The organism is Pseudomonas sp. GW821-FHT09E04 (genome assembly GCF_059416185.1).
Genome location: NZ_JBWKOR010000001.1, coordinates 22,482 through 47,668, shown reverse-complemented (window position 1 = coordinate 47,668; position 25,187 = coordinate 22,482). Strand labels below are relative to the sequence as shown.

Annotated in this window: 29 protein-coding genes, 1 tRNA gene and 1 pseudogene; 19 read left to right on the top strand and 12 right to left on the bottom strand. The window is 60.5% G+C overall.

All coding sequences use genetic code 11. The annotated features are described in order from the left end of the window. Window positions 1–111: 111 nt before the first annotated feature. Window positions 112–972, top strand: a complete 861-nt coding sequence (locus tag AC07N4_RS00255; protein WP_493064644.1) for a LysR substrate-binding domain-containing protein — start codon at window positions 112–114, stop codon at window positions 970–972. Here the strand turns inward: AC07N4_RS00255 and AC07N4_RS00250 are convergent. Further along, window positions 935–1,876 carry a LysR family transcriptional regulator gene (locus AC07N4_RS00250; RefSeq protein WP_493064643.1) on the bottom strand — a complete coding sequence of 314 codons (942 nt, stop codon included), beginning with the start codon at window positions 1,874–1,876 and terminating at the stop codon, window positions 935–937. The genes AC07N4_RS00255 and AC07N4_RS00250 overlap by 38 nt on opposite strands. Window positions 1,877–2,010: 134 nt before the next feature. On the opposite strand from AC07N4_RS00250, the gene AC07N4_RS00245 reads away from it, so the two are divergent. The 6 genes and pseudogenes from AC07N4_RS00245 to leuD all read left to right on the top strand — a co-directional run bounded on the left by AC07N4_RS00245 (window position 2,011) and on the right by leuD (window position 6,388). Further along, window positions 2,011–2,415 carry a RidA family protein gene (locus AC07N4_RS00245; protein WP_493064642.1) on the top strand — a complete coding sequence of 135 codons (405 nt, stop codon included), beginning with the start codon at window positions 2,011–2,013 and terminating at the stop codon, window positions 2,413–2,415. A 78-nt stretch (window positions 2,416–2,493) separates the two neighbouring features. Beyond that, window positions 2,494–3,051 (top strand): helix-turn-helix domain-containing protein, encoded by a 558-nt coding sequence (locus tag AC07N4_RS00240; RefSeq protein WP_493064641.1) that lies wholly within the window; start codon window positions 2,494–2,496, stop codon window positions 3,049–3,051. An 85-nt stretch (window positions 3,052–3,136) separates the two neighbouring features. Beyond that, window positions 3,137–3,694, top strand: a pseudogene (locus tag AC07N4_RS00235) (HD domain-containing protein); the annotation flags it as partial. Further along, window positions 3,692–4,204: a GNAT family N-acetyltransferase gene (locus tag AC07N4_RS00230; RefSeq protein ID WP_493065187.1), complete on the top strand. Its 513-nt coding sequence runs from the start codon at window positions 3,692–3,694 to the stop codon at window positions 4,202–4,204. The pseudogene AC07N4_RS00235 and the gene AC07N4_RS00230, both read left to right, overlap by 3 nt. 150 nt (window positions 4,205–4,354) lie before the next feature. After that, the gene (gene leuC, locus AC07N4_RS00225) at window positions 4,355–5,776 is read left to right on the top strand and encodes a 3-isopropylmalate dehydratase large subunit (RefSeq protein WP_493064640.1); all 1,422 of its coding nucleotides are present in this window, start codon (window positions 4,355–4,357) and stop codon (window positions 5,774–5,776) included. Between the two features lie 3 nt (window positions 5,777–5,779). Next, window positions 5,780–6,388, top strand: coding sequence for a 3-isopropylmalate dehydratase small subunit (gene leuD / locus AC07N4_RS00220; protein WP_493064639.1), 609 nt, complete (start codon window positions 5,780–5,782; stop codon window positions 6,386–6,388). A gap of 37 nt (window positions 6,389–6,425) precedes the next feature. Here leuD and AC07N4_RS00215 read toward each other — a convergent pair whose 3' ends face one another. Then, on the bottom strand, window positions 6,426–7,343 hold the full coding sequence (locus tag AC07N4_RS00215) for a LysR substrate-binding domain-containing protein (protein WP_493064638.1): 918 nt from the start codon (window positions 7,341–7,343) through the stop codon (window positions 6,426–6,428). A gap of 549 nt (window positions 7,344–7,892) precedes the next feature. On the opposite strand from AC07N4_RS00215, the gene AC07N4_RS00210 reads away from it, so the two are divergent. The 5 genes from AC07N4_RS00210 to AC07N4_RS00190 all read left to right on the top strand — a co-directional run bounded on the left by AC07N4_RS00210 (window position 7,893) and on the right by AC07N4_RS00190 (window position 11,196). Further along, a complete protein-coding gene (locus AC07N4_RS00210; RefSeq protein WP_085708738.1) occupies window positions 7,893–8,078 on the top strand; it encodes a DUF1843 domain-containing protein in 186 nt (61 codons plus the stop codon). Window positions 8,079–8,112: 34 nt separating this feature from the next. Further along, entirely contained in the window at window positions 8,113–8,742 is a 630-nt protein-coding gene (locus AC07N4_RS00205) for a DUF1842 domain-containing protein (RefSeq protein ID WP_096821648.1), read from the top strand. 41 nt (window positions 8,743–8,783) lie between these two features. Then, window positions 8,784–9,353 (top strand): DUF1842 domain-containing protein, encoded by a 570-nt coding sequence (locus AC07N4_RS00200; protein ID WP_096821647.1) that lies wholly within the window; start codon window positions 8,784–8,786, stop codon window positions 9,351–9,353. A gap of 103 nt (window positions 9,354–9,456) precedes the next feature. Beyond that, window positions 9,457–10,920: a GDL motif peptide-associated radical SAM/SPASM maturase gene (locus AC07N4_RS00195; protein WP_493064637.1), complete on the top strand. Its 1,464-nt coding sequence runs from the start codon at window positions 9,457–9,459 to the stop codon at window positions 10,918–10,920. A 201-nt stretch (window positions 10,921–11,121) separates the two neighbouring features. Continuing rightward, a tRNA-Gln gene (locus tag AC07N4_RS00190) sits at window positions 11,122–11,196 on the top strand. Window positions 11,197–11,246: 50 nt separating this feature from the next. On the opposite strand, the gene AC07N4_RS00185 is transcribed toward AC07N4_RS00190, so the two are convergent. The 3 genes from AC07N4_RS00185 to AC07N4_RS00175 all read right to left on the bottom strand — a co-directional run bounded on the left by AC07N4_RS00185 (window position 11,247) and on the right by AC07N4_RS00175 (window position 12,867). Next, on the bottom strand, window positions 11,247–11,639 hold the full coding sequence (locus AC07N4_RS00185; protein WP_102621675.1) for a DUF1801 domain-containing protein: 393 nt from the start codon (window positions 11,637–11,639) through the stop codon (window positions 11,247–11,249). Between the two features lie 155 nt (window positions 11,640–11,794). Then, entirely contained in the window at window positions 11,795–12,136 is a 342-nt protein-coding gene (locus tag AC07N4_RS00180) for a hypothetical protein (RefSeq protein ID WP_096821644.1), read from the bottom strand. A gap of 86 nt (window positions 12,137–12,222) precedes the next feature. After that, on the bottom strand, window positions 12,223–12,867 hold the full coding sequence (locus tag AC07N4_RS00175; protein WP_102621676.1) for an ATPase: 645 nt from the start codon (window positions 12,865–12,867) through the stop codon (window positions 12,223–12,225). A 164-nt stretch (window positions 12,868–13,031) separates the two neighbouring features. Here AC07N4_RS00175 and AC07N4_RS00170 point away from each other — a divergent pair, with 164 nt between their 5' ends. From AC07N4_RS00170 to AC07N4_RS00160, 3 genes are all read left to right on the top strand, one after another. Further along, complete coding sequence (locus AC07N4_RS00170) at window positions 13,032–13,265, top strand: hypothetical protein (protein WP_102621677.1); 234 nt, start codon at window positions 13,032–13,034, stop codon at window positions 13,263–13,265. A gap of 87 nt (window positions 13,266–13,352) precedes the next feature. Further along, entirely contained in the window at window positions 13,353–14,384 is a 1,032-nt protein-coding gene (gene ahr, locus AC07N4_RS00165) for an NADPH-dependent aldehyde reductase Ahr (protein ID WP_102621678.1), read from the top strand. Window positions 14,385–14,515: 131 nt separating this feature from the next. Next, complete coding sequence (locus tag AC07N4_RS00160) at window positions 14,516–15,958, top strand: YdgH/BhsA/McbA family protein (RefSeq protein WP_102621679.1); 1,443 nt, start codon at window positions 14,516–14,518, stop codon at window positions 15,956–15,958. 30 nt (window positions 15,959–15,988) lie between these two features. Here the strand turns inward: AC07N4_RS00160 and AC07N4_RS00155 are convergent, their stop codons facing one another. From AC07N4_RS00155 to AC07N4_RS00135, 5 genes are all read right to left on the bottom strand, one after another. After that, window positions 15,989–16,753, bottom strand: a complete 765-nt coding sequence (locus tag AC07N4_RS00155; RefSeq protein ID WP_273540868.1) for an ABC transporter permease — start codon at window positions 16,751–16,753, stop codon at window positions 15,989–15,991. Beyond that, window positions 16,753–17,952, bottom strand: a complete 1,200-nt coding sequence (locus AC07N4_RS00150) for an ABC transporter substrate-binding protein (protein WP_493064636.1) — start codon at window positions 17,950–17,952, stop codon at window positions 16,753–16,755. The genes AC07N4_RS00155 and AC07N4_RS00150 overlap by 1 nt, the downstream gene beginning before the upstream one ends. Next, window positions 17,918–18,760 (bottom strand): ABC transporter ATP-binding protein, encoded by an 843-nt coding sequence (locus AC07N4_RS00145; RefSeq protein WP_493064635.1) that lies wholly within the window; start codon window positions 18,758–18,760, stop codon window positions 17,918–17,920. The genes AC07N4_RS00150 and AC07N4_RS00145 overlap by 35 nt, the downstream gene beginning before the upstream one ends. Beyond that, window positions 18,757–19,827 carry an acyl-CoA dehydrogenase family protein gene (locus tag AC07N4_RS00140; protein WP_493064634.1) on the bottom strand — a complete coding sequence of 357 codons (1,071 nt, stop codon included), beginning with the start codon at window positions 19,825–19,827 and terminating at the stop codon, window positions 18,757–18,759. Before AC07N4_RS00140 ends, AC07N4_RS00145 begins: the two co-directional genes overlap by 4 nt. Before the next feature lie 62 nt (window positions 19,828–19,889). Further along, a complete protein-coding gene (locus AC07N4_RS00135; protein ID WP_096821635.1) occupies window positions 19,890–20,435 on the bottom strand; it encodes a carboxymuconolactone decarboxylase family protein in 546 nt (181 codons plus the stop codon). Window positions 20,436–20,539: 104 nt separating this feature from the next. On the opposite strand from AC07N4_RS00135, the gene AC07N4_RS00130 reads away from it, so the two are divergent. The 3 genes from AC07N4_RS00130 to AC07N4_RS00120 all read left to right on the top strand — a co-directional run bounded on the left by AC07N4_RS00130 (window position 20,540) and on the right by AC07N4_RS00120 (window position 22,362). Beyond that, complete coding sequence (locus AC07N4_RS00130; protein WP_493064633.1) at window positions 20,540–21,451, top strand: cupin domain-containing protein; 912 nt, start codon at window positions 20,540–20,542, stop codon at window positions 21,449–21,451. Window positions 21,452–21,556: 105 nt separating this feature from the next. Further along, entirely contained in the window at window positions 21,557–21,718 is a 162-nt protein-coding gene (locus AC07N4_RS00125) for a hypothetical protein (protein ID WP_170929559.1), read from the top strand. Between the two features lie 53 nt (window positions 21,719–21,771). Then, complete coding sequence (locus tag AC07N4_RS00120) at window positions 21,772–22,362, top strand: helix-turn-helix domain-containing protein (RefSeq protein ID WP_173861382.1); 591 nt, start codon at window positions 21,772–21,774, stop codon at window positions 22,360–22,362. 81 nt (window positions 22,363–22,443) lie between these two features. On the opposite strand, the gene AC07N4_RS00115 is transcribed toward AC07N4_RS00120, so the two are convergent. After that, complete coding sequence (locus AC07N4_RS00115; protein WP_244142466.1) at window positions 22,444–22,953, bottom strand: hypothetical protein; 510 nt, start codon at window positions 22,951–22,953, stop codon at window positions 22,444–22,446. A gap of 390 nt (window positions 22,954–23,343) precedes the next feature. On the opposite strand from AC07N4_RS00115, the gene AC07N4_RS00110 reads away from it, so the two are divergent. Next, on the top strand, window positions 23,344–23,805 hold the full coding sequence (locus tag AC07N4_RS00110) for a DUF3574 domain-containing protein (RefSeq protein WP_493064632.1): 462 nt from the start codon (window positions 23,344–23,346) through the stop codon (window positions 23,803–23,805). Here the strand turns inward: AC07N4_RS00110 and AC07N4_RS00105 are convergent. Continuing rightward, on the bottom strand, window positions 23,802–25,166 hold the full coding sequence (locus AC07N4_RS00105) for an APC family permease (protein ID WP_493064631.1): 1,365 nt from the start codon (window positions 25,164–25,166) through the stop codon (window positions 23,802–23,804). The two genes, AC07N4_RS00110 and AC07N4_RS00105, sit on opposite strands and share 4 nt — an antisense overlap. Window positions 25,167–25,187 lie beyond the last annotated feature (21 nt).

Genomic DNA, 25,187 nt, shown 5'->3' with positions numbered 1-25,187 from the left:
TTGTGTTCAATGAAAACAGCCTTGGCGGCGTTGACGTGCATGCTAATGGCGGCCTTACGGGCAAACAAACGATGGATTTAGCGGAAAACTGATTAGAGGAACTTATCGATCATGCTGAAACACTGGCCACCCCTCAGTTCGTTGCGCGGCTTCGAAGCGGCCGCGCGGCTGGGCAGTTTTCACAAAGCCGCCGAGGAACTGAGCCTCACGCAATCGGCCATCAGCCAGCAGATTCGCAGCCTTGAGGCGTACCTGGAGCAGCCGCTGTTTTTCCGCAGCGGACGCAGCGTCAGCCTGACCGACGCCGGCCACGATCTGCTCAGCACCACTCAGGCGATGCTGCAGCAACTGTCGGTAGGGATTCGGCGGCTGGGGCAATACCAGAAACCCAATCAACTGGTGCTCAACACCACGCCGGCGTTCGCGCGGCACTGGTTGTTGCCACGGCTGGGGGATTTCCGCCGCCAGCACCCGAATGTGGACCTGTGGATTTTCAGCACCGACGAAGTGCCAGAGATGGCGACCCAGACCATCGATCTGGCGGTGCGCGACGACATCAGCTCCCAGGCCGAATGCAGCTTCAAAGTGCTGCACGCGGATCGACTGTATCCGGCGTGTCATCCAAGTCTGTTGACGGTGCCACCCGCACAGCGGACAACACTGCACGGCGAGCGGGAAATGGACTGGAGCCATTGGGCGGTGGAATCCGGGATCGACGTCGGCCAGCAGGATCAGGGCCTGAATTTCTCCGATCCGGGCCTGTTGCTGGACGCGGTGTGCGGCGGGCTCGGCATCGCGCTGGTCAGCCAGTTGCTCAGCCGCAAGGCCAGGGCCGACGGGCTGTTGCAGCCCTTGGTGGACGACACCATTCGCGGCCCGAACTGGGCGCTGCTGACCCACCGCGACAGCGAAAGCGATCCGATGGCCCGCAGTTTTACCGAGTGGTTGCTGGCGAACCTGAGCGATCCATGACCGGTGCGTGGCGGGCCATTACCTCGGCGATCCAATCGATGAACACCCGCAGCTTGCGGCTGATGTGACGGTTCGGCGGGTACGCGACATAGAGCGGCATCGGATCGAGGCGCCAGTCTTCGAACAGCGGCACCAGATTACCGCTCGCCTCGTGTGCTTTGGACATGTACTTGGGCAGCCACAACACGCCCAGCCCCGCGAGGCCCGCCGACAGATAGGCATTACCGTCATCGACGGCCAGCACGTGCCGGCCCTTGATCTGCAGATCTTCGTGCTCGTTGTGCAGGGCGTAAGGTACGGGTTTGCCGGTGCGCGCCCAGAGGAAACCGACTACTCGGTGATGGCTGTCTTCCAGCTCTCGGGGATGCGCCGGGGTGCCGGCACGGGCCAGATAGCTCGGCGCGGCATACACGCCGAGCTCAAGATCGGCGACCCGCCGGGCCATCAGTGACTGATCCCGCAGCTCGCCCCCGCGCACCACGCAATCGACGTTCTCATCGATGATGTCGACGATCCGGTCGCTGACGCCCATGTCGATCTGGATCTCCGGATAGCGCGCGCAAAACTCGGGCAGCGCCGGCACCAGAATCAGATTGGCCAAGGGGCTCGGCACATCGACCCGCAAGCGACCCTTGGGCTGGGCTGACGCGCCGGGAAGGCTGGTTTCGGCATCGTCCATGTCCGCCAGCAACTTGACCACCCGCTCGTAATAGGCTGCGCCGTCCGCCGTGGCGTTGACCTTGCGCGTGGTGCGGTTGAGCAACTTGACCCGCAGGCGTGCCTCCAGCTGCTGCACCAGATGGGTCACGGTGGTCTTGCTCATGTGCAGGGTCTCGGCGGCTTTGGTGAAACTCCCCGCCTCTACCACCCGGGCGAAGGCTTGCATCGCGTCAAAACGGTCCATCACCCACCTCTAATAGCGGCTCGATTGTTTGGGATTTACAAACAGTGATCACCAAGGTTGCGCGTTTATCGCGCCGAGGCAAGTCCCTAGAGTTTCTCCATCACAGGTTTTCAACCCATTGAAGGAGACACTCCATGACCAACACCCAGCCAAAACGCGACGTGGTTTTCCCGCCCGGACGCCATGCCCTTTACGAGCGCAACCGCTATTCGCCGGCCGTACGCTCCAACGGTTTTCTGTTTGTCTCCGGCCAGGTCGGCAGTCTTGAGGACGGCTCGCCCGAGCCAGATCTGAAACAACAGGTGCGCCTGGCCTTCACCAACCTGAATGCGATTCTCGGCGCGGCCGGCGGCAGCTTTGATGACGTGGTGGACGTGACCGTGTTCATGGTCGACCCGCAATCGACCTTCGAAACCATCTGGGAAGTGGTGCCCGAGTTCTGGGGCGAGGCGCCGCATCCAACCATCACGGCGGTCGGCGTGACGTGGCTGTATGGCTTTCAGTTCGAGATCAAGGTAATCGCCAAGCTCCCGGAATGACCTGATATCGCGTCGATTTGCAGCACGAGCCGACAGTCTTCAGACTGTCGGCTCGCCTTCCTTTTGCGATCCATCGCCATGCCCGACACCTTGTTGAAGCCCAGCCTGCCCGGCATCGCCCTGCGCCGCTGGCGCGTGCTGCACCGCGTCAAGCAGAGCCATGCCGCCGAGTTGTTCAAGGTCACCCAGTCGACGATTTCCCGTTGGGAAAGCGGCATGCAGGCAATGGACCCGGAGGCGCACAGACAACTCGAGACTTTGCTCGCAGCACGACTCGACAGCGCGGCCGATCAGGCCCTCGCACGACTGGTTACGGACAGTGCACGCCCGGTTCACCTGGTCTGCGATCTGACTCATCGCCTGCTGGCCTGTTCCCCGGCCCGCGCCGCGCAGTTCAGCAGTCCGCTGAGCGATCTGCTGGGGCAATCGCTGTGGCGCTTTGCGACGGCGCAAATCCAGCACAAGGAGTCCTTGCTGGATGACGCCGGTTGGCGAGAAGTCCAGGCGCCGCCGGCACTGGAATTCGTTACCGGCAACAATGATTCAACCCTTGTCCCCATCCGCGAAAGTCTTTGCCGCTGGACGCGGATCGCACTTTCGGACGGCACCGCCGCACGGCTGGTGGAAACGCTGTAGGCCGCGTGCCGCATATTTTATGCGTGGACGATGATCGAGGCCGGGCCTAGGCTTTGAGCCCTGCTCTCTTTATCCCGGCCACCGTATGAACCTCGAAAAAATCAAGGGACGCCTCGACTTTCTGCGCGAAGCAGAACGGCTCAAGGACGTCCTCAGAAGCGCCCACACCTCCTCCGGTCGCAACGAAAGCACCGCCGAACACAGCTGGCGCCTGTGCCTGATGGCGATCGTGTTCGCCGATGACCTGGCCGGGCTCGACGTGCTGAAAGTCCTGAAAATGTGCGTCATCCACGACCTCGGCGAAGCCATCAACGGTGACATCCCGGCGGTCGATCAAGCCGATTTTCCCGACAAGGGAGAACAGGAGCGCAACGACTTGCTGCTGCTCACCCGTTCCCTGGACGACGCGCTGAGAAACGAAATCCTCGCGCTCTGGGACGACTACGAAAACGCCAGTTCCCCCGAAGCCAAAGCCGTGAAGGCCCTCGACAAGCTGGAAACACTTTTACAACACACTCAAGGAAAGAATCCGCCAGACTTCGACTATGGCTTCAACCTGGCCTACGGCAAGCAATACACCAACGCCGATCCGCTGTTCGACACCCTTCGAACCCTGATCGACCGGGATACCCGAGAACGCATGAATACAAACATCACAATCCGCAACGAACGCCCCGAAGACATCGACGCCATCGCCCGAATCACCGAGGCCGCGTTCCAGCACGAAGAACACTCCAGCCACACCGAACAATTCATCGTCAACGCCTTGCGCCGCGCCGGTCAGCTCAGCGTTTCGCTGGTGGCCGTCGAGAACGACACGGTGGTCGGCCATGTCGCCATTTCACCCGTGACGATTTCCTCCGGAACACAGGACTGGTATGGCCTCGGCCCGATCTCCGTGTGCCCGACCCGCCAGCAGCAAGGCATCGGCTCGGCGCTGATGAAAGCCTCGCTGGCGGAGTTGCAGCGCATTGGCGGGGTTGGCTGCGTGGTGCTTGGCGATCCGGGCTACTACGGCCGCTTCGGCTACAAGGCCCATGCAGGTCTGGAGTTGCCGGGGATTCCGGCGGAGTATTTTCAGGCGTTGGCGTTTGGCGGTGAGTTGCCGGTCGGTGTCGTGAAGTATCACGAGGCTTTCGACGCGACCGCGTAACGGTTCGCTGCCGCTCAAAGCGGCAGCGAGCAACTCGAATTGCTCACAATCCGTGTTCAACGGCTTCACCAAAGCGCTCTTGATGCCGTTTCGGCGATCAATATTCTGTCAGTAGCCGTTTTTTGCCCCTGACAGAAAAGAGCCCACGCCATGCCCAGCCCGAGAACCCTGTACCAGAAACACATCGACAGTCACACGGTCTGCACCCTCGACGATCAGGGCCACGTGCTGCTTTACATCGACCGCCAGGTCGCCAACGAATACACCAGCCCGCAAGCTTTCAGCGGTTTGCGCGACGCCGGGCGCAAGGTCTGGCGCCCGGCTGCCACGCTGGCGGTGGTCGATCATGTGAACCCTACAGCGCCCACACGCACTGCGACCATGCCCGACGCGGGCGGTGCGCGGCAGGTGTCGTATTTCGAAGAGAACTGCCGTGACTTCGGCATCGAACTGTTCGATGTGCTGGACAAGCGCCAGGGCATCGAACACGTCGTGGCACCGGAACAAGGCTTCATTCTGCCGGGCATGGTGGTGGCGGCCGGTGACAGCCACACCACCACCTACGGTGCACTGGGCGCGTTCGGCTTTGGCATCGGCACCTCGGAAATCGAGCACCTGCTGGCGACACAAACCCTGGTCTACAAACGCCTGAAAACCTTGCGCGTAACGGTCAATGGCGAGCTCGGTGCGGGCGTCACGTCGAAAGACATCATCATGGCCCTGATCGAAAAGATCGGCGCTTCAGGGGCCACCGGTTATGCGATCGAATTCACTGGCCCGGCGATCAGCGACCTCAGCGTCGAAGCGCGCATGACCATCTGCAACATGGCCGTGGAGGCTGGCGCCCGTGGTGCGTTCATGGCGCCGGACGACAAGGTCTTCGCCTACCTGCAACTCAAACCGCGCGCACCGAAGGGCGATATCTGGGAACAGGCCGTCGAGCGCTGGAAAACCCTGCACAGCGATCATGGCGCGGTGTTCGATCGTGAAGTCAGCCTAGATGTCACCGCGCTGGAACCGATGGTCACCTGGGGCACCAGCCCGGATCAGGTCGCCCCGATCGGCGGACGAGTGCCGGACCCGGCCGGCCAGCCCGACCCGATTCTGCGTCAGGGTCTGCAACGCGCCCTCGATTACATGGGCCTGACACCCGGCACGCCGCTGAACGAAGTGGTGATCAGCCATGCTTTCATCGGCTCCTGCACCAATGCGCGGATCGAAGATTTGCGTGACGTTGCCCGCGTGGTGCGCGGTAAGCGGGTCGCGGCTCACGTGCGGGCGATGATCGTACCCGGCTCGACGCTGGTACGCGATCAGGCCGAAGACGAAGGGCTGGCGCAGATCTTTCTCGATGCCGGTTTCGAGTGGCGGCAATCAGGCTGCTCGATGTGCCTGGCGATGAACGACGACGTACTGGCAACCGGTGATCGCTGCGCATCGAGCACCAACCGCAACTTCGAAGGCCGCCAGGGCGCGGGTGCGCGCACGCACTTGATGAGCCCGGCAATGGTCGCGACAGCCGCCATCACCGGACATTTGACTGACGTTCGCGCCTTCGCGCCGGGAGTTTGAGCCATGCAACCTTTCACCATCATCAGCGGCAGTGCCGCGCCGTTCCTGGCTGCCAACATCGACACTGATGTGATCATGCCCAAGCAGTTCCTCAAGGGCATTGATCGTCAGGGGCTGGATCGGGGGCTGTTTTTCGATCTGCGCTTTCTCGCCTCGGGTGAGCCTGATCCCGAGTTCGTGCTCAATCAGCCCACCTGGCAGGAAGCGGCTTTTCTGGTGACCGGCCCGAATTTCGGCTGCGGTTCCAGCCGGGAACACGCGGTGTGGGGCTTGAAGCAGGTCGGCATCCGGGCACTGATCGGCACCACGTTCGCCGGAATTTTCTACGACAACTGCCAGCGCAACGGTGTGTTGGCGATTCAACTTGATGCAGAGCAGTTCAAACAGATCGCCGACGTCATCAGCGTTCCGGCGACCGCGCACATCCGCGTGAACCTGCCCCAGCAAACCATCGAACTGGCGGACGGCACATTGATCGCTTTCGAGATTGATGAGCTGCGCAAACAGTCACTGTTGCTGGGGCTGGACGCCATCGGCACGACGCTGCAACGCACCGAGCAGATTCGCGCTTTTGAAGCGCGGCATCTCGCGGAAAATCCCTGGTTGGGCTGAAAACAAAAAACCGGGCGGTTCACTGAACCACCCGGTTTCATTCAACCGACAAGTCGCGAAAATGCTCTTCGAGAAATTCCACACACACCCGCAATTTGGCCGACTCGCTGAGCCGTGTCGGGTACACCGCCCAGACGTTGGCGCTCTGGGTGTAATCCTCCAGCACCTGCACCAGCCGCCCCTGTTCGAGCATCGGTTTGACGTCCCACATCGAGCGCAACAGAATGCCGCCGCCGCTCAAGGCCCACTCCATCACGATTTCGCCACTGTTGGAGGACAACGGGCCGCTGACCCGTACCGACTCTTCTTGCCCGTTGCGGGTCAGGTTCCAGATGCCGAATGAATTGTTGCGCTCCTTGAGCACCAGGCAATCGTGATCCTTCAGGTCCTCGAGCGATTGCGGCGTACCCCGGCGTTCGAGGTACTCCGGCGTGGCGCACAGCACTCGCCGATTGCTGACCAGTTTGCGCGCCAGATGCTGGCCCGGCAGGTCATCGCCGACGAGGATTTCCAGATCGAAGCCCTCGCCCACCAGATCGACCACGCGGTCGAACACGTCCAGACGAATGTCGAGCTTCGGGCACGTTCGGGACAGTTCACTGATCGCTGGCGCGACGTGATTGCGGCCGAACCCGAAGCTGCTGCAAATGTGCAGCGAACCCGCCGGCTGGTGCCGGGCCTGGGCAATCTCGCCGAGAAAGTCATCGAAATCACCCAGCAGTTTTTCCGCCCAGACCCGCACCCGCTCGCCATCGTCGGTCAGCGCAATGCGCCGGGTCGTGCGGTGCAGCAGCTTTGTCGAGAGCGTGGTTTCGAGCACCGCGATGCGTTTGCTGACGTAGGCCGGCGAATAACCCAACTCATCGGCGGCGCTGGCGAAGCTGTTCTTGCGGATGACGGTGAGGAAGACCTTGAGGTCTTCGGGCAAGGGAAATTGGTCACGATTCGTGTTCACAGGTCGAATTTTTCCACTGTTTATCTCGCAATCGGCGAAGGATAGCAGCGGCCATGACCGTTCGGCGCTTTTTCTGGCAGCCCCGTACAAACGGGGCTAGGGTTGCGTGGCTGGCGATATGCTGGCCATTTGGCAAACATCTCTCGATGGGCGCCATCAGCCGCACTGGAAGAAAAATCAGGGATGGTTTTTGTGGTTGCGGGTTATTACGACCTATCCCTGTGTTTCGTTGCTTTCTATCAAGGACAGAAAGATGACCAACGTACAGGTGAACTCCCCCCCTTTGCCGTTCCGGCAAACCTCATTACTGACGCCCGCCGCGAGGCCTGACGGTTTTGGCTGACGACGCCTGCGCGTGAGTCGAGACAAAGACCTCGAACCCGCGCGAATCAACTGACCCGCTCCACCGGATCCAGACGGATCAGGCGTTCACGTAGCCGGGAACCACTGTCGCCAGTCGTTCTTGCCGTTGGCTGTCGCCTGCCTGTCAGGGAAGGCTCCCCTCGCCTGAAGGGGACGTTTGGCAACCACCACGAGGAAACCCTCGATATGACTGGCTCAAAACACAACATGCCGCCTTACGGCGTCGCCATCCAGAGCGCTATCACGGGAGGCGATCTGCAACAGATGAAGACTTTGTTGAAACAGCGCGATTCGACGAAGCCGGAAGCGAAAGAGCTGCAAACCGCGTACGAAAAACTGGCCAAAGAAGTTTCCCGTCTGGAAAAACACTAAGGCCATTTCCCACATTGCAATGGAGGCAATCACTATGTCAGCTACTCAGCAAAATGTCGGCTTGTTCCCGTTGAGTTACCGCATTGGTACGGGGCTGCCCGGCGCGCAAAGTCTGTTGCTCAACCTGTTGGTGTCCACGCCGCAGCATGAGGTCAGCGGCGGCGCCACCGTCACTCAAGCGACCAACCCGCCGCTCGATATCCACTCTGATGTGTGGGGCGAGTACACCTACCTGACCGTCATGAAGCCCGGCGTCAGCAAAATCCTGATAACCGCCGAAGGCAATCATGGCGGCCACGGCTCCAACTCCATCATCAACTTCAAGATTCGTCTGGTGGTCGGTACTGACTGGAAAGAAGGTATCGCCAATTACCAATACCTCAATGGCACGCACTGGGTCGAGGTCAACAATGTCCCTGTGCACCTGGCGGAAGTGCAGTCGAAGGTCTTCCCACCGTTTGAGCCAGGCCCGGTCATCATTCAGCATTACCCGCCGATTCTGCCCCTGTATGCCGCTCCTATCCAGAGCGCCATCGCCAGCGGCGACCTGGCCCAGATGAAGAATCTGGCGAAGCTGGCCAAGCAGCAACTGGACCAGCAACCGCAATTGCAGAGCGCACTGGAAGCCGCGAAGAAGGAAATCAGCCGGTTGCAGGCACGCTGAGCCGACCACTGAATCCATCATTCACTTTAGGGAGTAACACCATGTCGATCGGACTTTTCCATACCCGCCTCATCGCCAGCAATTCATTGCTCGGCGCGCCGGTTCTGACCCTCGACCTGCTGGTCAATACCGTCAGCAAAAAGGTCAGCGGAGTTGCCAGTGTCTTCCAAAGCACCTGGCCGCCGGTCAATTTCCGGGCGCGAGTCTGGGGCGACTACAGCGAGGCCAAACTGACCTCGGCGGTCGAGAATCACATCGTCCTCGTCCTCGACGGCAGCCCGAGCGGCCCGTACAGCCAGATCGCCGAGACTTTTCATCTCAAAGGCATCCTTGATGGCACCTGGGAAAGCGGATTTGTCGATTACAGCTACGACGGGCATCAGGTGAAACACGTCGCCGTGCATCAGGCGCCGACCATCGAGCCGCAACCGCACGAGCGTCACTTCCAGCCGCTGTATGCCGTGGCCGTGCAGCAAGCGCAAACCAGTGGCGATCTGGCGCAGCTGAAAACCGTGGTGCAACAGGGTGAGCAGCAACTGGCCCACCAAGGCGCGTTACGCAGTGCCCTTGAGCATCTGAACGCAGAAATCGCGCGTCTGGAAGCACGCTAAACCGCACGCCCCGGGCGAGGTCACTGCTGGCCTCGCCCGGTCTTGCGGCGAATCGAGATCAGTCCAATCGTGCCGCGCACAGGACCGTGCGCAAGGATCTCCCATGACAGACATCCGCCCTGCCCGCTACCTCAATGACACCGATCTCAAACGCTACGTGCCGGTGCACGTGGTCTGGGAGATCACCCTGGCCTGCGACCTCAAATGCCTGCATTGCGGCTCACGCGCGGGGCATCGACGCCCCGATGAACTCAATACCCGCGAATGCCTCGATGTGATCGATTCCCTCGCCGCACTCGGCACCCGCGAGATCACTCTGATCGGCGGCGAAGCCTATTTGCGCAAGGACTGGACGCAACTGATCCAGGCCATCCACGACCACGGCATGTACTGCGCGATTCAGACCGGCGGACGCAACCTGACGCCGGCGAAGATGCAGGCAGCGGTCGATGCGGGCCTCAACGGGGTCGGGATTTCTCTGGATGGGCTCGCGCCGTTGCACGACAAAGTGCGCAACGTGCCCGGTTCGTTCGACAAGGCTGTCGACACCCTGCGCCGGGCCAAGGCGTCCGGGCTGGCCGTCAGCGTCAACACCCAGATCGGCGCGGCTACGTTGCCTGATTTGCCGGAGCTGATGAACACGATCATTGAACTCGGCGCCACCCACTGGCAGATCCAGATCACCGTGGCCATGGGCAATGCGGTGGATCACCCGGAACTGTTGCTGCAACCCTACCAGTTGCTTGAAGTGATGCCGCTGCTCGCGCGGTTGTACCGCGAAGGCGTGGATCGCGGCCTGCTGATGAACGTCGGCAACAACATCGGTTATTACGGCCCTTACGAACATTTGTGGCGTGGCTTCGGTGACGAGCGCGTGCACTGGAGCGGTTGCGCGGCGGGTCAGACCGTACTGGCGCTCGAAGCCGACGGCACGGTGAAAGGCTGCCCGTCACTGGCGACCGTCGGTTTCTCCGGCGGCAACGTGCGCAACATGAGCCTGCACGATATCTGGCATTACAGCGAAGGCATCCACTTCGGTCGCCTGCGCTCGGTCGACGACCTGTGGGGCTACTGCCGCAGCTGCTATTACAACGATGTCTGCCGGGGCGGCTGCACCTGGACTTCGCACTCATTGCTGGGCAAACCCGGCAACAACCCGTACTGCCATTACCGCACCCTGGAACTGCAAAAACAGGGTTTGCGCGAGCGTATCGTCAAAGTCGAAGACGCCGCCCAGCGTTCGTTTGCGGTCGGACGTTTTGACCTGATCACCGAACGCATCGACACCGGCGAGCACGTCAGCAGCGTCAGTGACAGCGGCCAGGTGATCAAACTCGCCTGGATCAATCAGGGCCAGAAATCCCCTGAGGAAGGACGCATCCCCGTGCAACTGGCGCTGTGCCGCAGCTGCCTGCAATACATCCACCCCCATGAATCGATCTGCCCGCATTGCCACGCCGACGTCGCCGCCGCCGAAGCCAGGCACCAGACGGACCGCGCCCGTCAGCAGGCGATCATGAACACATTGACGGGGTTGCTGGGGGTGGCGCCGAGTACTTTGGTATGAAATCGGGTTCAAGCGCCCGCAGGATTCGGGCGCTTGGCCCCCTCAGGAGTCTTGAAAATCCGGCCGTTTCAACCGCTCCGGGAAATAAGTAGCTGTTTTCCATGAAATTTATTTGCTTCAGGGGTTCCCAGAACGCAAGAGCGCTGGTAAAGTGCCGCCCACTGTTGCAGAGGTCCTCTCGGGACTGAAACCAATAGCTACAGGGGCGTCGCCAAGCGGTAAGGCAGCAGGTTTTGATCCTGCCATGCGTTGGTTCGAATCCAGCCGCCCCTGCCATTTTTTCCTCGTTTCACCCTCCCCCGCTTCACCTCTGCCTCAACGGCAAATCATTTCCTTGTATTCAACGTAATCGCCGAACGCACCAGCGCTTTCAGTGCCTTTGCATCTATTTTGTCGTCCTCGTGAACATCAATCGCCCGCCGGGTATTGCCCTCCAGGCTGGCATTGAACAGTCCCGAGGGATCCTCCAGCACCGCGCCTTTGGCAAACGTCATTTTCACCACAGCCTTGTAGGTTTCCCCGGTGCAGATGATGCCGTTGTGTGACCAGACCGGAACGCCCCGCCACTTCCACTCCTCGACGACCTGCGGGTCCGCCTCGTGAATGATCGCGCGGATCTCGGCCAGTTTCTGGCCACGCCAGTCGTTCAGTTCCTGGATTCTTGCGTCGATCAGTGCAGAAGGCTGTTCAGCCGCCGAGTCGCTGCTGTCTTTCTTCATCTCCTTACTCTCCCGAAAAACCTTATCCGCTCTCCAGCGTAGCGCCGACTGCGCCAAACGCCGGGCAAAAAAAAGCCCCGCAAAATGCGGGGCAAAGGAATTGGTTGGTTGCGGCCAACCAAAGGAGCATCGTCAAAAGCGTTAACCGTCAGGCGTTACAGGCACTCCTGGGCAGCCCGTTCAAAACTCGACGGTGTGAAACTTGAAGCCAGCAAGTGGCGCTCGTACAAAAACACCTTGCCGCCGTCTTGCGCCTTGTAGGCTTCCAGCACGTTGTCCGCCGACACTTTGCTCGGCACCACGATCCGGTAGCTGCGCTGGGTCTGCGAGACCGTCGGGTTCATTGCACCATGCTGCAACTTCGGCACAACGCATTCGGCGTACTGGGCGGGTGTCTTGTGGGTCTGCAAGGTCAGCGTCGGGTCGTTCGGTGCGGAGGCGCAAGCAGTCAGCAACAAAGTGGCAGACGCCATGGCAGGGATAAAAAAAGCACGCATGGATAAAATCCTGAAAATAAACGGTTCGGTTCTCAAGCAACGTTCAGCGTCACGGGCGCTGCCGTTGCGATTTTTGATTTGGGTGTTCAGCCAGCAGTCACCAGGGCTTTGAGCGAGTCATCGAACTGCTTCAGGGCACTGAATTGCAGATCCCGTTGCTGTTCAATCTGCGCTGCGATCTCGGGCGCTGCCTTGTTGTGGACCCACACCGAAGGCATCTGCTTTTGCACTGCGCCTTCCGCCTTGCCGATGTATTGCAGGTTGGCGTCGTAGAAGCGTGCGGCGAACCGTGCTTCGACCTGGCTGTTGCGTTGCGTCAGCAAACGGTTGTGGGTGTCGAGCATCACCACCACATCCGGATGGGCTTGCACCAATGAATCGAGATTGTCGTAGACGGTCACCGAGAGAAATTGCTGTTGCAGCGAACTCATCAACCAGTCGATGGCCAGTTCCGGATCGGAGCTGTTGACGAAGGCGTCGCGGATCCGCGCATCGAGCGCATCCTTGGCACCATTCACCGCCACGTCGTGATAACGCTCCAGGTATTGCTGGTTCTCCAGCGTGTTTTCGCTGTACAGCACACCCACGGTTTGCGAATGCTGCAGCCCGCTGCTGGCACCGGCGATGGGCAGAAAATGGCACGTACCGGCGTCGCTTGCGTAAGTCGGTGCGGTCACGGCCACCCCGCCCATCAGCAGGGCGACTACAGCCAGTCGGGTCAATGTCTTCATCGCGCAAATTCCTTCAGCAGCGTCTTCGATGGAGGCGATTTTCCGCCTGTCGGCCGCAAAGCAGAACTTGCGTTTCTTGATGGTCACTATTACTTGAACCAATAGTTGCGCAGCGTGCAGACTGCTGCACACTCGATCACAACGAAAACAAATGAGGATTATCCGTGCGAACCTTTGATTTGATCCGCGATGCCGTGCTGCCCGAATTCCGCGACCGGGTGGCCGAATACCTCGTCGAATACGAAACCGTGCTGTGCCAGTCAGCGGACGATTCGGAGTCGGTGCGGGCCGTCGCCAATCAATTGCGCGGCTATCTGCGCGGGCTCAATACCACACGAGTGCTGGGCATGGCGGACTGGGAAGAACTGGACCGACGCGTGCTCGCCACCTGGCTCTAGCGATCGCCCGATGACCCGCTAGACTCTTCAGGCTGCGCCCGCAGCACCGGGCCGCCATGGCCCTGTCGCCAGACCTGGAGGTGTCCAATGAGCAATAACACCGAACCGACGACGTTTACCGGTTGGGCCGCCACATCGGCCGGCGCACCACTGGAGCGCTACAGTTACGATCCCGGTCCGCTCGGGGATGAAGAAGTCGAAGTCGCCGTGGAATATTGCGGCGTCTGTCACTCCGACCAGTCGCTGATCGACAACGACTGGGGCATCAGCCAGTACCCGTTCATTCCCGGTCACGAAGTGGTTGGCCGCATCGTGCGTGCAGGCCCGCAGGTCCGCGGCCTCGAAGTCGGCCAACGGGTCGGCATCGGCTGGTACAAGAGCAGCTGCATGCATTGCTCGTCCTGCATCGGCGGCTCTCATCACCTTTGCGCGACCGCCAAACCCACGATCATCGGCAGCCACGGCGGTTTCGCCGATCGACTGCGTACTCACTGGGCCTGGGCGCTGAAGCTCCCGGACAACATCGACCCTGCCCTCGCCGGCCCGCTGTTCTGCGCAGGCTCCACGGTGTTCAACCCACTGGTGGAATTTGGCATCAAACCCACTGACCGGGTCGGTGTCGTCGGGATCGGCGGTCTCGGTCACCTGGCGCTGCGTTTCCTCAATGCCTGGGGCTGCGACGTCACGGCATTCACCTCGTCACTGAGCAAACAGGACGAAGCCAAGCGCCTCGGCGCCCACAAGGTCGTCGCCTCCACCGACAGCAATGCCTTGAAAGCGATTGCCGGTACTCTGGATTTCCTGCTGATCACCGCCAACGCCAACCTCGACTGGACGGCAATGCTCGCCACCCTGCGCGGCAAAGGCCGGCTGCACTTCGTCGGTATCGTGCCCGACGCAATTCCGGTGCACGTGTTCAACCTGATTCCCCAGCAAAAATCCTTGTCCGCCTCACCGGTGGGCTCGCCTGCCACGGCGGCGACCATGCTGGAGTTCTGCGCGCGGCATCAGATCCTGCCGCAGGTTGAGGAATTTCCGATGAGCCGGGTCAACGAAGCCATCGATCATTTGCGCAGTGGCAAGGCACGGTATCGGATTGTGTTGAACGCCAGCCAGTAAGAGACAGGCAGCAAACTTGCCCTCTCACCTGTTCCAGACCTGCTGACTGGAACAGGTGATCGCTGGCAGGCGTCAGTGATGGCAAGGGATAATGCTAATATGCCACCATTTTAATCCTCAGCAGACTCCGCATGGACGCCACGATTTATCATCTCAAACGTTTATCCCCGATTTTTCTGGTTGTAGCACTGTCCGGTTGCCAGTCGCTCTATGGCATAGACACAACCCCCAAGCCGCCTCCGATTGCATTCGAGATCTTTGATGACGCCCTGAAGGGGCTCCCCACCCCCAACTCGATCGTGCGCGAGGCCGACATCGTCACTTATTTTGTGACATCTCCCGCGAACGGAAAGCTGAATTACATCGCGCGATTTGATGCGGACTGCCATCGACCGGATGCACAAATGGGCTACGCGACCAAATCCGGGCTCGTGGTACTCACGACTGAACGCCGGGGCGCCAGCGATCGTAGACAATTGCCAGACAAGCAAAAGAGCCAATACCTGCACAGCAATCAATTCAAAGACGCATGCGCCCAGACCGCAACACCACAATGGCGAGTGTTTTCGACAGCCGAAGATCAAGTCTGGCAAATGATCGACCAGGCCAACCTGAAAGCAGACGGTAATTCCGTGACGTTCTGGTCAGCCCGGGTGCTACCTGCCGAGATACGGACGCCAGGCTCGTCTTCCTTGTATTCACAGGTCCGGCAACGCTGGACAGCCGACTGCGTCTCGCAGCGACTGACTCCACTCAGCATGTTCCAGCTCAACAGATATGGCCAATTGCTGGGTGGGGAGTTGAAAACCACGATCGAACCGGTTGACCTGAAAAATCTCGACGATGATCAGCGCCGGATCTTTCAACAAGTCTGTACCAGGCCGCTGGCGCTGGATCAGCTCAGACTTTTCACCGGCCGTGAGCTGAAGCCCTTTGTGTTGCCGGAGCCCGAGCTGGCGCCAACCGTCAAGCAGGCCATCGAAGCCTTGAAGATGCCCGAGCCGGAAAAAAGCGTCGTTCGTCTGCGCCAGTCAACGGTCATTACTTCCCAAGGCCAGCCAAGCGAGCCGCCACGCATGGGGCCGATGAATAAATTCCTTCCGGCCAGGGCGGGCAGCCAACTGACCGAACGTTCAGGCTTCGATCTGCATCAGTCGGTCGAATTGAGTTTTCGCGGATTGATCCCCCTCGCCAAATCCACGTTTGCTTATAAAAGACCTCTGGAAACAGAGGAAGAAGGCCTCACCGATCTCAGGTTCACCGGCGACTGGGCGACCATGCCGCTCGGCGCGCATCTGAGTTACACGATTCAAAGGCCTCACAAGTGGTACGAGGAGCCCAAGCCGCTGATCGAAAAACAGTTCAACTGCGACGTCAAGGAACAAAAGGCTGCCAACGAGCTTTATCCGTCCTGGACCGGTACTGCCAAAATCATCGGTTGCACTGGCGCAAACGACATCATCGGTGACGGCACGATCACCTACGCGTATCTGCAGACTTACGGACTGTTTGTACCCCTTCACTTCTCCGGAAAAGGCTGGGAGAAAAAATGGTCCCTCAAGGTCTTTGAGTGATCGGTCCCGGCCTGAGCAGCCATTCGATGTTCAGGCCGGTGCCCAGCGCCGGTGCAGTCCTCGAGCCAGCGCATCAAGGGCAAATCCGAGTACACCGATCAACAGCACCATCGCCATCAATTCCGAGTACGCCAGCCGATCCCGTGTGTCGAGGATGAAGTAGCCCAGCCCTGCGCTGACACCGAGCATTTCGCACGGCACCAGCACGATCCAGAGAATCCCGATCGACAGCCGAACCCCGGTCAACACGTGACCGAGCACGCCGGGCAGGATGACTTTGCGCAAGGTTTCCCAGCGCGTGGCACTGAGGCTGCGGCTCAATTGCAGCCAGCGTGGATCGAGCTGGCGTACCCCGGCGGCGGTGTTCAGCAGGATCGGCCAGATCGCGGCGAAGGTCAGCAGGAAATAGATCGGTTGATCGCCCACGCCCATCAGCATGACCACCACCGGCATCCACGACAGCGGCGAGATCATTCGCAAGAACTGAAAGGCAGGTGTGGTCGCCGATTCGAGATGCCGGTAGCTGCCGATCATCAGCCCCAGCGGCACGCCAATCAGCAAGGCCAGCAGCAAGCCGACCACGATCCGTTTCAGGCTGACCAGCACATGTTCGTAGAGCTCGGCCCGCCCTAATAACTCAACAAGGCTGGCCAGAGTCGCCTGCGGCGAAAACCGCGCCGCCAGACCATCGTCCCCACCGGCCAGATGCACCCCCAACCACCACAGCAGCAACAACCCCAGCAATCCTGCCGCGCCCAGCAACCCGTGGACGATGGGTGAACTCGACTTGCTCATCAGAGACTGAACTCCTCGCTGCGCTCAAAGCCTTCGGGCAAGCCGAACGCCTTCATCCCGCCGACCGTTGCAATGGCGTTGCGCACGAAGCGGTCGTCCACCAGATCCCTGGCCGTGTGCTGCGGGTCGAGGCTGGCGAGGAAGCCCTTGTCGCCTTCGATCAACGTGTCCTTGAGGCGCTTGACCAGTTCTTCGGTGTAGCTGGGGAACGGGTACGGCTGGAAGTCGATGCGCTGCTCGTCCCAATGGCTGTGCTGGATTGCGCCGCTGGTCAGGTATTGCTCGCGATCTGCGGCGGCCGGCGCCAGTACGCGGTTCAACACGGTCTGGGCATGGGGCGTGTAGCGGTTGTCGCCGTCCCTGGATAACAGCTTCGCGGCTTCGGCGCGGTTGTCGCGGGTCCAGAGTTGCGCCTTGACGATGGCATTGACCACTTTCTGCGACCACTCGGGGCGGTTGTTCAGATCCTGCTCGTGCATGAACACCACGCAGCAAGCGTGATTGCGCCAGACGTCGCCGGTAAAACGCTGCACCCGCCCGACCTTGAGTTCTTCGGCCAGCGCATTGAACGGCTCGGCGACGATGTAACCGGCGATGCGTTTGCCGGCCAGTGCCGGCGGCATGTCCGAGGGCGGCAATACCACCAGGTTGACCTCGTTGGCGGCCAGCGCGGCACTTGCCGGTTTGCTCACCGGCAGCAGTCCGTGATCGCGAAACAACTGCTGTACCACCACGTTGTGGATCGAATACCAGAACGGAATCGCCACCGTTTGCCCGGCCAGTTGTTTGACCTCGGTGATCCCCGGGGCCACAGTCAGGCCGGAGCCGCCGACATGGTTCCAGGCCACGACCTTGGCCGGCACCTTACTGCCGTAGCGGGCCCAGACGGTCATTGGCGACAGCAGGTGAATCACGTTGACCTGCCCCGACAGGAACGCCTCGATCACCTGCGCCCAACTGCGCAACAGCACCGGGCGCTCGGCCTGGATGCCTTCGGCTTCGAACAGCCCGTTGTTGTGCGCCACCAGCAATGGCGTGGCGTCGGTGATCGGCAGGTAGCCGATGCGCACCGGCGCGTTCGGCTCCGACGCAGCGCGGGCATTGAGGCTGTTGAGCAGCGGCAGTGCGCCACCTGCGGTCAGCAAGGCGCTGAGCTTAAGGAAGTCACGACGTGTGTGAGTGAAGTCGTCCAGGCACATGATCAATCTCCGACGGTTCGGGCAAAGGTGGGGTAAGTGGATTGCGGCTCGCCCGCCGAAGGGTTTTGAGGATATCGATACGCAGCGCACCCAGTTCGTCCACCAGCTCGGCGCGGGGCTGAGGCAGGTCGACGCGCCATTCGCCGAGGATCCGCGCCGGGCTGTTACCCAGTAGCAGAATCCGCTCGGAAAGCAGCAGGGCTTCGTCAATGTCGTGAGTGATCAGCAGCGCTGCGGTGTTGTGTTCGGCGATCAGTTGCAGCAACAGCTGCTGCATGTCGGCGCGGGTGATTTCATCCAGCGCACCGAACGGTTCGTCGAGCAACAGAACTTGCGGCTGCCGTGCCAGGCACCGGGCCAGTGCAGTGCGCTGGGCCATGCCGCCGGACAACTGCGCCGGGTGAAACTGCCGGGCGTGTTCCAGGCCGACAGCGGCGATGGCGTGGTCGACCCGTGCCTTGCGTTGCTCGGCACTCAGGTGCGGTTGACGGGCGAAGTCGAGGCCGAACGCCACGTTCTTTTCCAGCGTCAGCCAGGGCAACAGGCTCGGGTCCTGAAACGCCACCGCCACCCGTGGATGAGGACCGCTCAGCGGTTCACCGAGCAGGCTGACGCTGCCGCGCTGCGCCGGTTGCAACCCCGCCAGCACCCGCAACAGACTGGACTTGCCAACGCCGCTGGGGCCGAGGATCGACACCACTTCACCCGGCTGCAACTGCAAGTCAAACGCCTCCAGCACCGTGTGCCAGCCCTCGGCGCGCGGATAGCCGAGACTGATGTCGCGGGCATGCAGCAACGGCTGAGTCATACCGCCGCTTCCCGCTTCTGCCGTTGCAGTTCGGCGCGCAATTGCACCAGGCTCGGCGTGACGATCGGCACGAACGCCGACTCGCGCCAGCGCCGGGCGAACCCGCTGCCATGTTCGGTCAGATAGGCTTTGCCGCCACTGGCCTGCAACTCCAGTTGCACCGCGCTGGCCGCCGATTCGGCAAGGGCGATGCGCAGCTGGAACAACGCAGCGGGCCTTGCCAGGAAGCGGCCATCGAGCAGGCCCTGTTTGAGTTGCTCCACCGTTTGTTGCAACTGTTCGCGCTGTTCGTGCAGCGGCTCCAGCAGGATCGAGCGACCGTCCTGTAAATGGCTTTGCACTTCGCTCAAGGCGCGCCGCGCCAGACCGATGGCCAGACCACATTGCAAGCCGAGAAACGCCGGACGCACCGCCGGCAAAAACGCCCGCGCATCGTCATGCAGCAACCACTCGCGACCGACCTGCACCTGGGCAAAATCGATGGCCGCCGTGTTGCTCGACTGCAAGCCCATCAGTTGCAGATCCGCCGAACGCGACACACCAGTGGCCTCGCCGGGAATCGCCAGCACAAACGGTGAGCCGCCCTCTTCGTGCTCAATCGCAGCGGCGACGACGAAGCCGCTTTTGCGCAGATTGGTCACCCAATGCAACCGGCCACCGAGGCTCCAGCCGCTGCCCTCGGTGCGGGCGCGCACTTGCAGGGCTTCGATACCCGAGAGGAATTTCATCGCATTCGACAGCCCAGTCGCGCCGGCGAGCTCGCCGCTGCTCAACGAGGGCAACAGCCGCTCGCGCAGTGCCACGTTCGGGCTCTGCAGCAGGTATTCGATAAACGCCCGCTGGCCCCAGAACACGAAAGCCGCTGCCAGCGAATGACTGGCCACTTCGGCCAACACTTCCACGGCGTCGCTGATGTCGCCGCCGCTGCCGCCCAATGACGGGCTGATACCGACCCGCAGGACATCGGCCGCCGCCAGTTGCGTCAGCACTTGCTGCGGATCGCTGTCGCCCAGGTCCAGGGCCTGGGCGTGGTTGTCCAGCCATTGACTCAATGCCGGATCGAGCATGTCGTTTCTCTCCTTGTACGCAGCGTCAACCATAGACCACGCTGCCTGAATCGATCCGCCGGTCACGCGCGGTACGGCGCCAGCTCCGGGTTGAGCGGCGTATCGGCGAACACGTTGGCGAAGTTGCACAGGGTCGCCAGGCTCACGCCGAGAATCACTTCCAGCGCGTTGCCTTCGGTGTAACCGGCGGCCTTGAACTGGTTGTAGGTCTGCTCACTGACGTTGCCACGGGTGGCGATCACTTCACGGGTGAACGCCGCCAGCGTCTCAAGCTTTTGCTCGGGAACGGTCGCCCGCTCACGCAATGCGCTGACCACTTCCTGCGGCAGTTTTGCCTTGTTCAGCGCGACGGCGGTATGACCTGCGACACAGAAATCGCATCCATGGTTAGTCGCTGCGATCAACTGCACCACTTCGCGCTCGGCCAGGCTCAACTCGGCTTTGCCATTGAGCGCCGATACCGTAACGTAGGTTTCCAGCGCGGCCGGCGCGTTGGCCAGAACGGCCAGCAGGTTCGGAATGAAACCGGAATTCTTCTGTGCATTCTCAAGAAACGGCCGGGCCGCTTCGGGCGCGCTTTGCAAGGTGTGTAGTGTGACGCGTGACATGGGCTGGACTCCTGCTATTGGGATGTCGGGCCAGTCTGTTGGTTATAAGAATTCCGATCCATATTCTAAAGTAGCGATTACTTGCTCCTGAGTGTTTCCATTAGATGATTTCGTCCAGCCCACTGGTTGATTGGTTATTAGAGAGTCTCGAACTCGACGCCAGCCTGTTCCATGTCGGCCGCTATTGCGGCGGCTGGCACGCCAGCACGCATCGCCTGGCGCGGGCCAGTTTTCACCTGATCGTGCAGGGCCATTGCTGGCTGCACATCGAGGGCGAGACTCAGGCCTTACGCCTGAATGCCGGCGATGCGGTGTTCCTGCTGCGCGACCTCAACTATCGGCTGTCCAGCGCTGAAGACTCAGGCATCGCGCAGACCTTGCCGCGCATGACCATGACGGCTCTGGACAGCCAGGCAGAGGATGGCGTCGGGCTGGTCTGCGGGTTCTTCCACTTCAAGTCAGGGCTGTCGTCGCTGATCATCGAAGGCTTGCCGCACTGGATCGTCCTGCGAGCGGGGGATCCTTCCTCGAGTGCGGCGCGGGCCTTGTTCGAGTTGATCCTGGAAGAATGCGAACGCCAGCCGACGCCCTCTTCGGCGCTGCTGGAGCGGCTGAGTCACCTGCTGTTTCTGTATGTACTGCGCCAACAGATGGCCGACAACCCGTCACTCGGCGGTCTGGTAGCGCTGGCGCGCAATCCGCAATTCGCGCCGCTGCTGGACCGACTGATCGAGCAACCCCAACTGCCGTGGTCACTGGAAAGCATGGCGGCCTGCATCGGACTCTCGCGCTCGGCGTTCTTCAAGCGCTTCAACGAACTCGCAGGGCAGTCGCCAGGGCAGGTACTGCTGGCGCTGCGCATCCGCCATGCCTGCCAGTTGCTGAAGAACAATCACACGGTCGAGCAGGTTTGCGCTGCAGTGGGCTATCAGTCGATTGCCGCGTTCACACGGGCGTTTGCCAAGTCGGTGGGGGTGCAACCGGGGGCTTATCGCAAGCAGCATGAGGGGCGCTGATTAAATAACCTAAAAGAATTAATAAATACAAAATCAGTATTTATCGTTATAAAAATATCGGCGTACTCTCAGCTCATCCCGTCATTGATCACAGTGAAGTGCGCCATGAATCCAACCGACAACCTGATCGACTTCGCCGCCTACCGCAAACGCCGCCAAGCTCAGCAACGGGCCCGGGCCATGTGGGAAATGTATGCGCGCAACGCCGGCTACCAGGCTTTTCAGTGGGTGCAGGCCGCTCGTTCCGACGAGCCGCGTCAAGCGTGAACGCACGTGAACCTTCGCGCTTTCTGGCGAGCGCCGACGAACCCGTGCTGGATCTGAACAACCTCGAATCACTGGAAGAAGACCCGATCTGCGAGCGCGTCGCGCAGAACCTGCAACGCCTGCGTGGCAAGCGGCATCTGTCGCTGGATGCCCTCGCCCGCCAGTGCGGCGTGAGCCGGGCGATGCTGGCGCAGATCGAGTCCGGCCGCAGCGTGCCGTCGATCAAGGTGCTGTGCAAAATTGCCAAGGGTTTGAAAGTGTCGGTGGCGGCGTTTCTGGAGCACCGTGCGTTCGAAGGTGTGGCCGTGTTGTCGGCGAGTCAGAGCAAACGGCTGGTGAGTGCCAGCGGTGCATTTGTCAGTCGGGCGCTGTTTCCGTTCGATGTGGCGCGCCAATCGGAATTCTACGAATTACGCCTGAGCCCCCTGGGTGAGGATCACTCCGAGGGCCACGGCCCCGGTGTGCAGGAAAATCTGGTGGTGTCACAGGGCGTGCTGGAGATCAGCGTCAACGACGAGCGTTATCTGCTGTCGACCGGTGACTCGATCCTGTTCTACGCCGACCAGCCGCACCGCTATCGCAATCCGGCTGACAGTGAGGCGGTGGCGTATCTCGTGGTGACCTACCCGGAACGTCTGGACTGACAAACGCCTTCACCGAATTCCAGAAATGCAAAAGCCCCGGCAGCATCAAGCTGCAGGGGCTTTTTCATGCGCGATCAGAAATCAGCAGGTGCAGCACATCATCGGCATGCCGTTGCAGCTCATCATCATCGGCATGCTGCAGTCGTTCATCATCTTCATCATCAGGGCGCAGCAGTTTTTCATCATGTCCATGTTCATGCCCGGCATCGGCATGATTTTGCACATCATGCAGTCGGCCATCATGGTGCATTCCATCACGCACTTCATCGAAGGCATCGGCATGCCCATCATCGGCATCGGCATCATCATGTTCATCATCGGCATGGCCATGGCCGCCTGGGACATGCACATCATGCTCATGTTGCCGCAATGCATCATCATCGGCATGCCGCAGTCCATCATCATCTGCATCATTTCGCAGCTGTTCTTGAACATCGCCATGTCCATGCCGGCGGCCGGCATCATCTTGCACATCATGCCGTCGTCCATCATTTCACAGGACATGGTCGCCATCATCATCGGCATGCCTGTCATTGGCATCATCGGCATGTTGGCGTTCATCGGCATTTGCATCTGCATGGCGTTCATCATGGTGAAGCTCCCTGAGGATTAAGAACTGGATGAGAAGTTGATGGAGCGGATTCTAAGGATTGGCCAAACCGGAACAAGCTGCCCATCGAGCAGCAAAAAGTGCTGTTCAAACGCTTCAAGTGCAGCATTCCGTGCGCGTTGAACCGTTGCAGCAGCAGAGTAGACGCAATGACAGATCTATCAAATGCAAGAACAGGTTTTTGAACGTTTTGGATATGCGATCCAAAACCAAGTAAATAACTTAAAGAAATAATCGTTCTAACCAGCGGGAATTATTTTCACACCATCTGCTTATTCCATTAGTTAACGATCGATACACTTTTTAATCTTTTATTGCTATTACCACCTCCTCCTATAATTCGGGACAGTTCTTAACAATAAGGAAGTTCCATGCCGCAACGTTTCCTGATGGCAGCACTGTTCCTGGCGGTCGCCGGTTGTGCCAGCCCTCCTCCTGTTTCCGTACATACCAAAGACCCCGCCAGCTCAACCCTGCAAGGCGATGCCACACGCCCGGCGCAGGCGCAGTGGGTGCGCACCGAGTTGTACTTCTCGGTGGGGCCGATTGATGGCAAGAAAGGAGTGGTGAGCCCGGCGCGCTGGCGCGAGTTTCTCGATCAGGAAGTGACGACGCGGTTCCCGGACGGTTTCAGCGTGTTCGATGCCTATGGGCAGTGGAAGGACCACGATGCGAAAACGCCTGAGCGGCTGGCGACCAAGGTGATTGTGATCCTGCACGAAGGCAGCCCGAAGCGTGAGAGCGACATCGAGGCGATTCGTCTGGCTTACAAACGGATTACAGGGGATCTGTCGGTACTGCGTTTGTCACAACCGGCGCAGGTATCGTTCTAATCGCTGGTGCGCTGCAGAGCTTGCCGAGGTGTCGACACCAGGCGGCTCAACACCGCCAGCAACAGCGCGCCCACCAGCAACACCCCAATCCCCAGAAACGCCCCCACCCCCACCACCGTCACGCTGGAATACAACATGTACACGCACAACCCGAAAAACAGCAGCGGCAAAATCGGATAAAGCGGCACCCTGATCGGCCGTGGCACTTCGGGAAAGCGCTTGCGCAGGATGATCAACGCCAGGCTGCTCAAACTCAGGAACAACCAGTACACCGGCGTCAGGTACTCGACCATGGTGTTGAAACCGCTCTGGGTAAAACTGCCGAACAACACCAGCAACAACGCCACCGCGCCCTCGGCCAGCAAGGCCTTGCGCGGCACGCCATCGCGTTCGTCCCATTCACCGAAGCGACGCAGTTGCGGCACGTCGCGGGCGGCGGCGTACGTTGTGCGGGCACCGACCAACAGCGTTGAATTGATGGTGGCGATGGCCGCGATACCGACCATCAACAGAATCAGCATCACCCCCGGCGCACCGAATGCGCGGTTCAACAATTCCACCGCCGGCGCGCTGCTCGCGGCCAGGCCTTCGAACCCCAGGCCTTGGACGAACGCCCAGTTCAGTGCCAGGTAGATCGCCATCAACACCGTCAGTGCACCGAGCATGGCAATGAAAATTCCGCGTCGGCCATCGCGCACTTCGGCGGACAGCGTCGCCGCATCACTCCAGCCGCCGAAGGCCAGAAACACGAAGATCATCGCAGCGGAAAATCCTGCCGCCCCCGTGTGCTCAGGTGTGACCGGCGCACTCGGCGCCAGCGGTTCGACGCCCTGCCACACCAGCCACACACCGGCGCTGGCAATGCTCAGAAAGCCCACAGCAAGCAGCCCCACCAGCACGGTCTGGGTGATGAAACCGATGTGCTTGCCCGTCAGATTCAGCAGCACCAGTGCGGCAATGATCGCGCCGGCAAACAGTCCCGATCCGTACTGTCCCAGCGGAAAAACCGCGTTGAAATAATCGGCGAACATGAACGCCGACAACGCGATCCACCCGGTGTGCATCACCGAGAAGCGCGACCAGGCGAACAGGAAACCCATGCGCTCGCCATAGGCGGTGCGCAGGAAATGATAGTCACCGCCCGGGTGCGGAAATGCGGTGGCCATCTCGGCAAAGCACAAAGCCCCGGCCATCGACGCCAATCCGCCGAGGACCCAGACCCAATAGAAATGTTCCGGCCCGACGTTCAAGGCAACGGTCGGCGCGGTTTTGAGGATGTCGGTGGTGATGACCATGCCCAGCGTGATCAGCAATGCCTGGAATACCGGCAGATGCCGCTTGGGGCCATTGGTTTGAGTCATGAAGGTTCCCGCTGATGATCC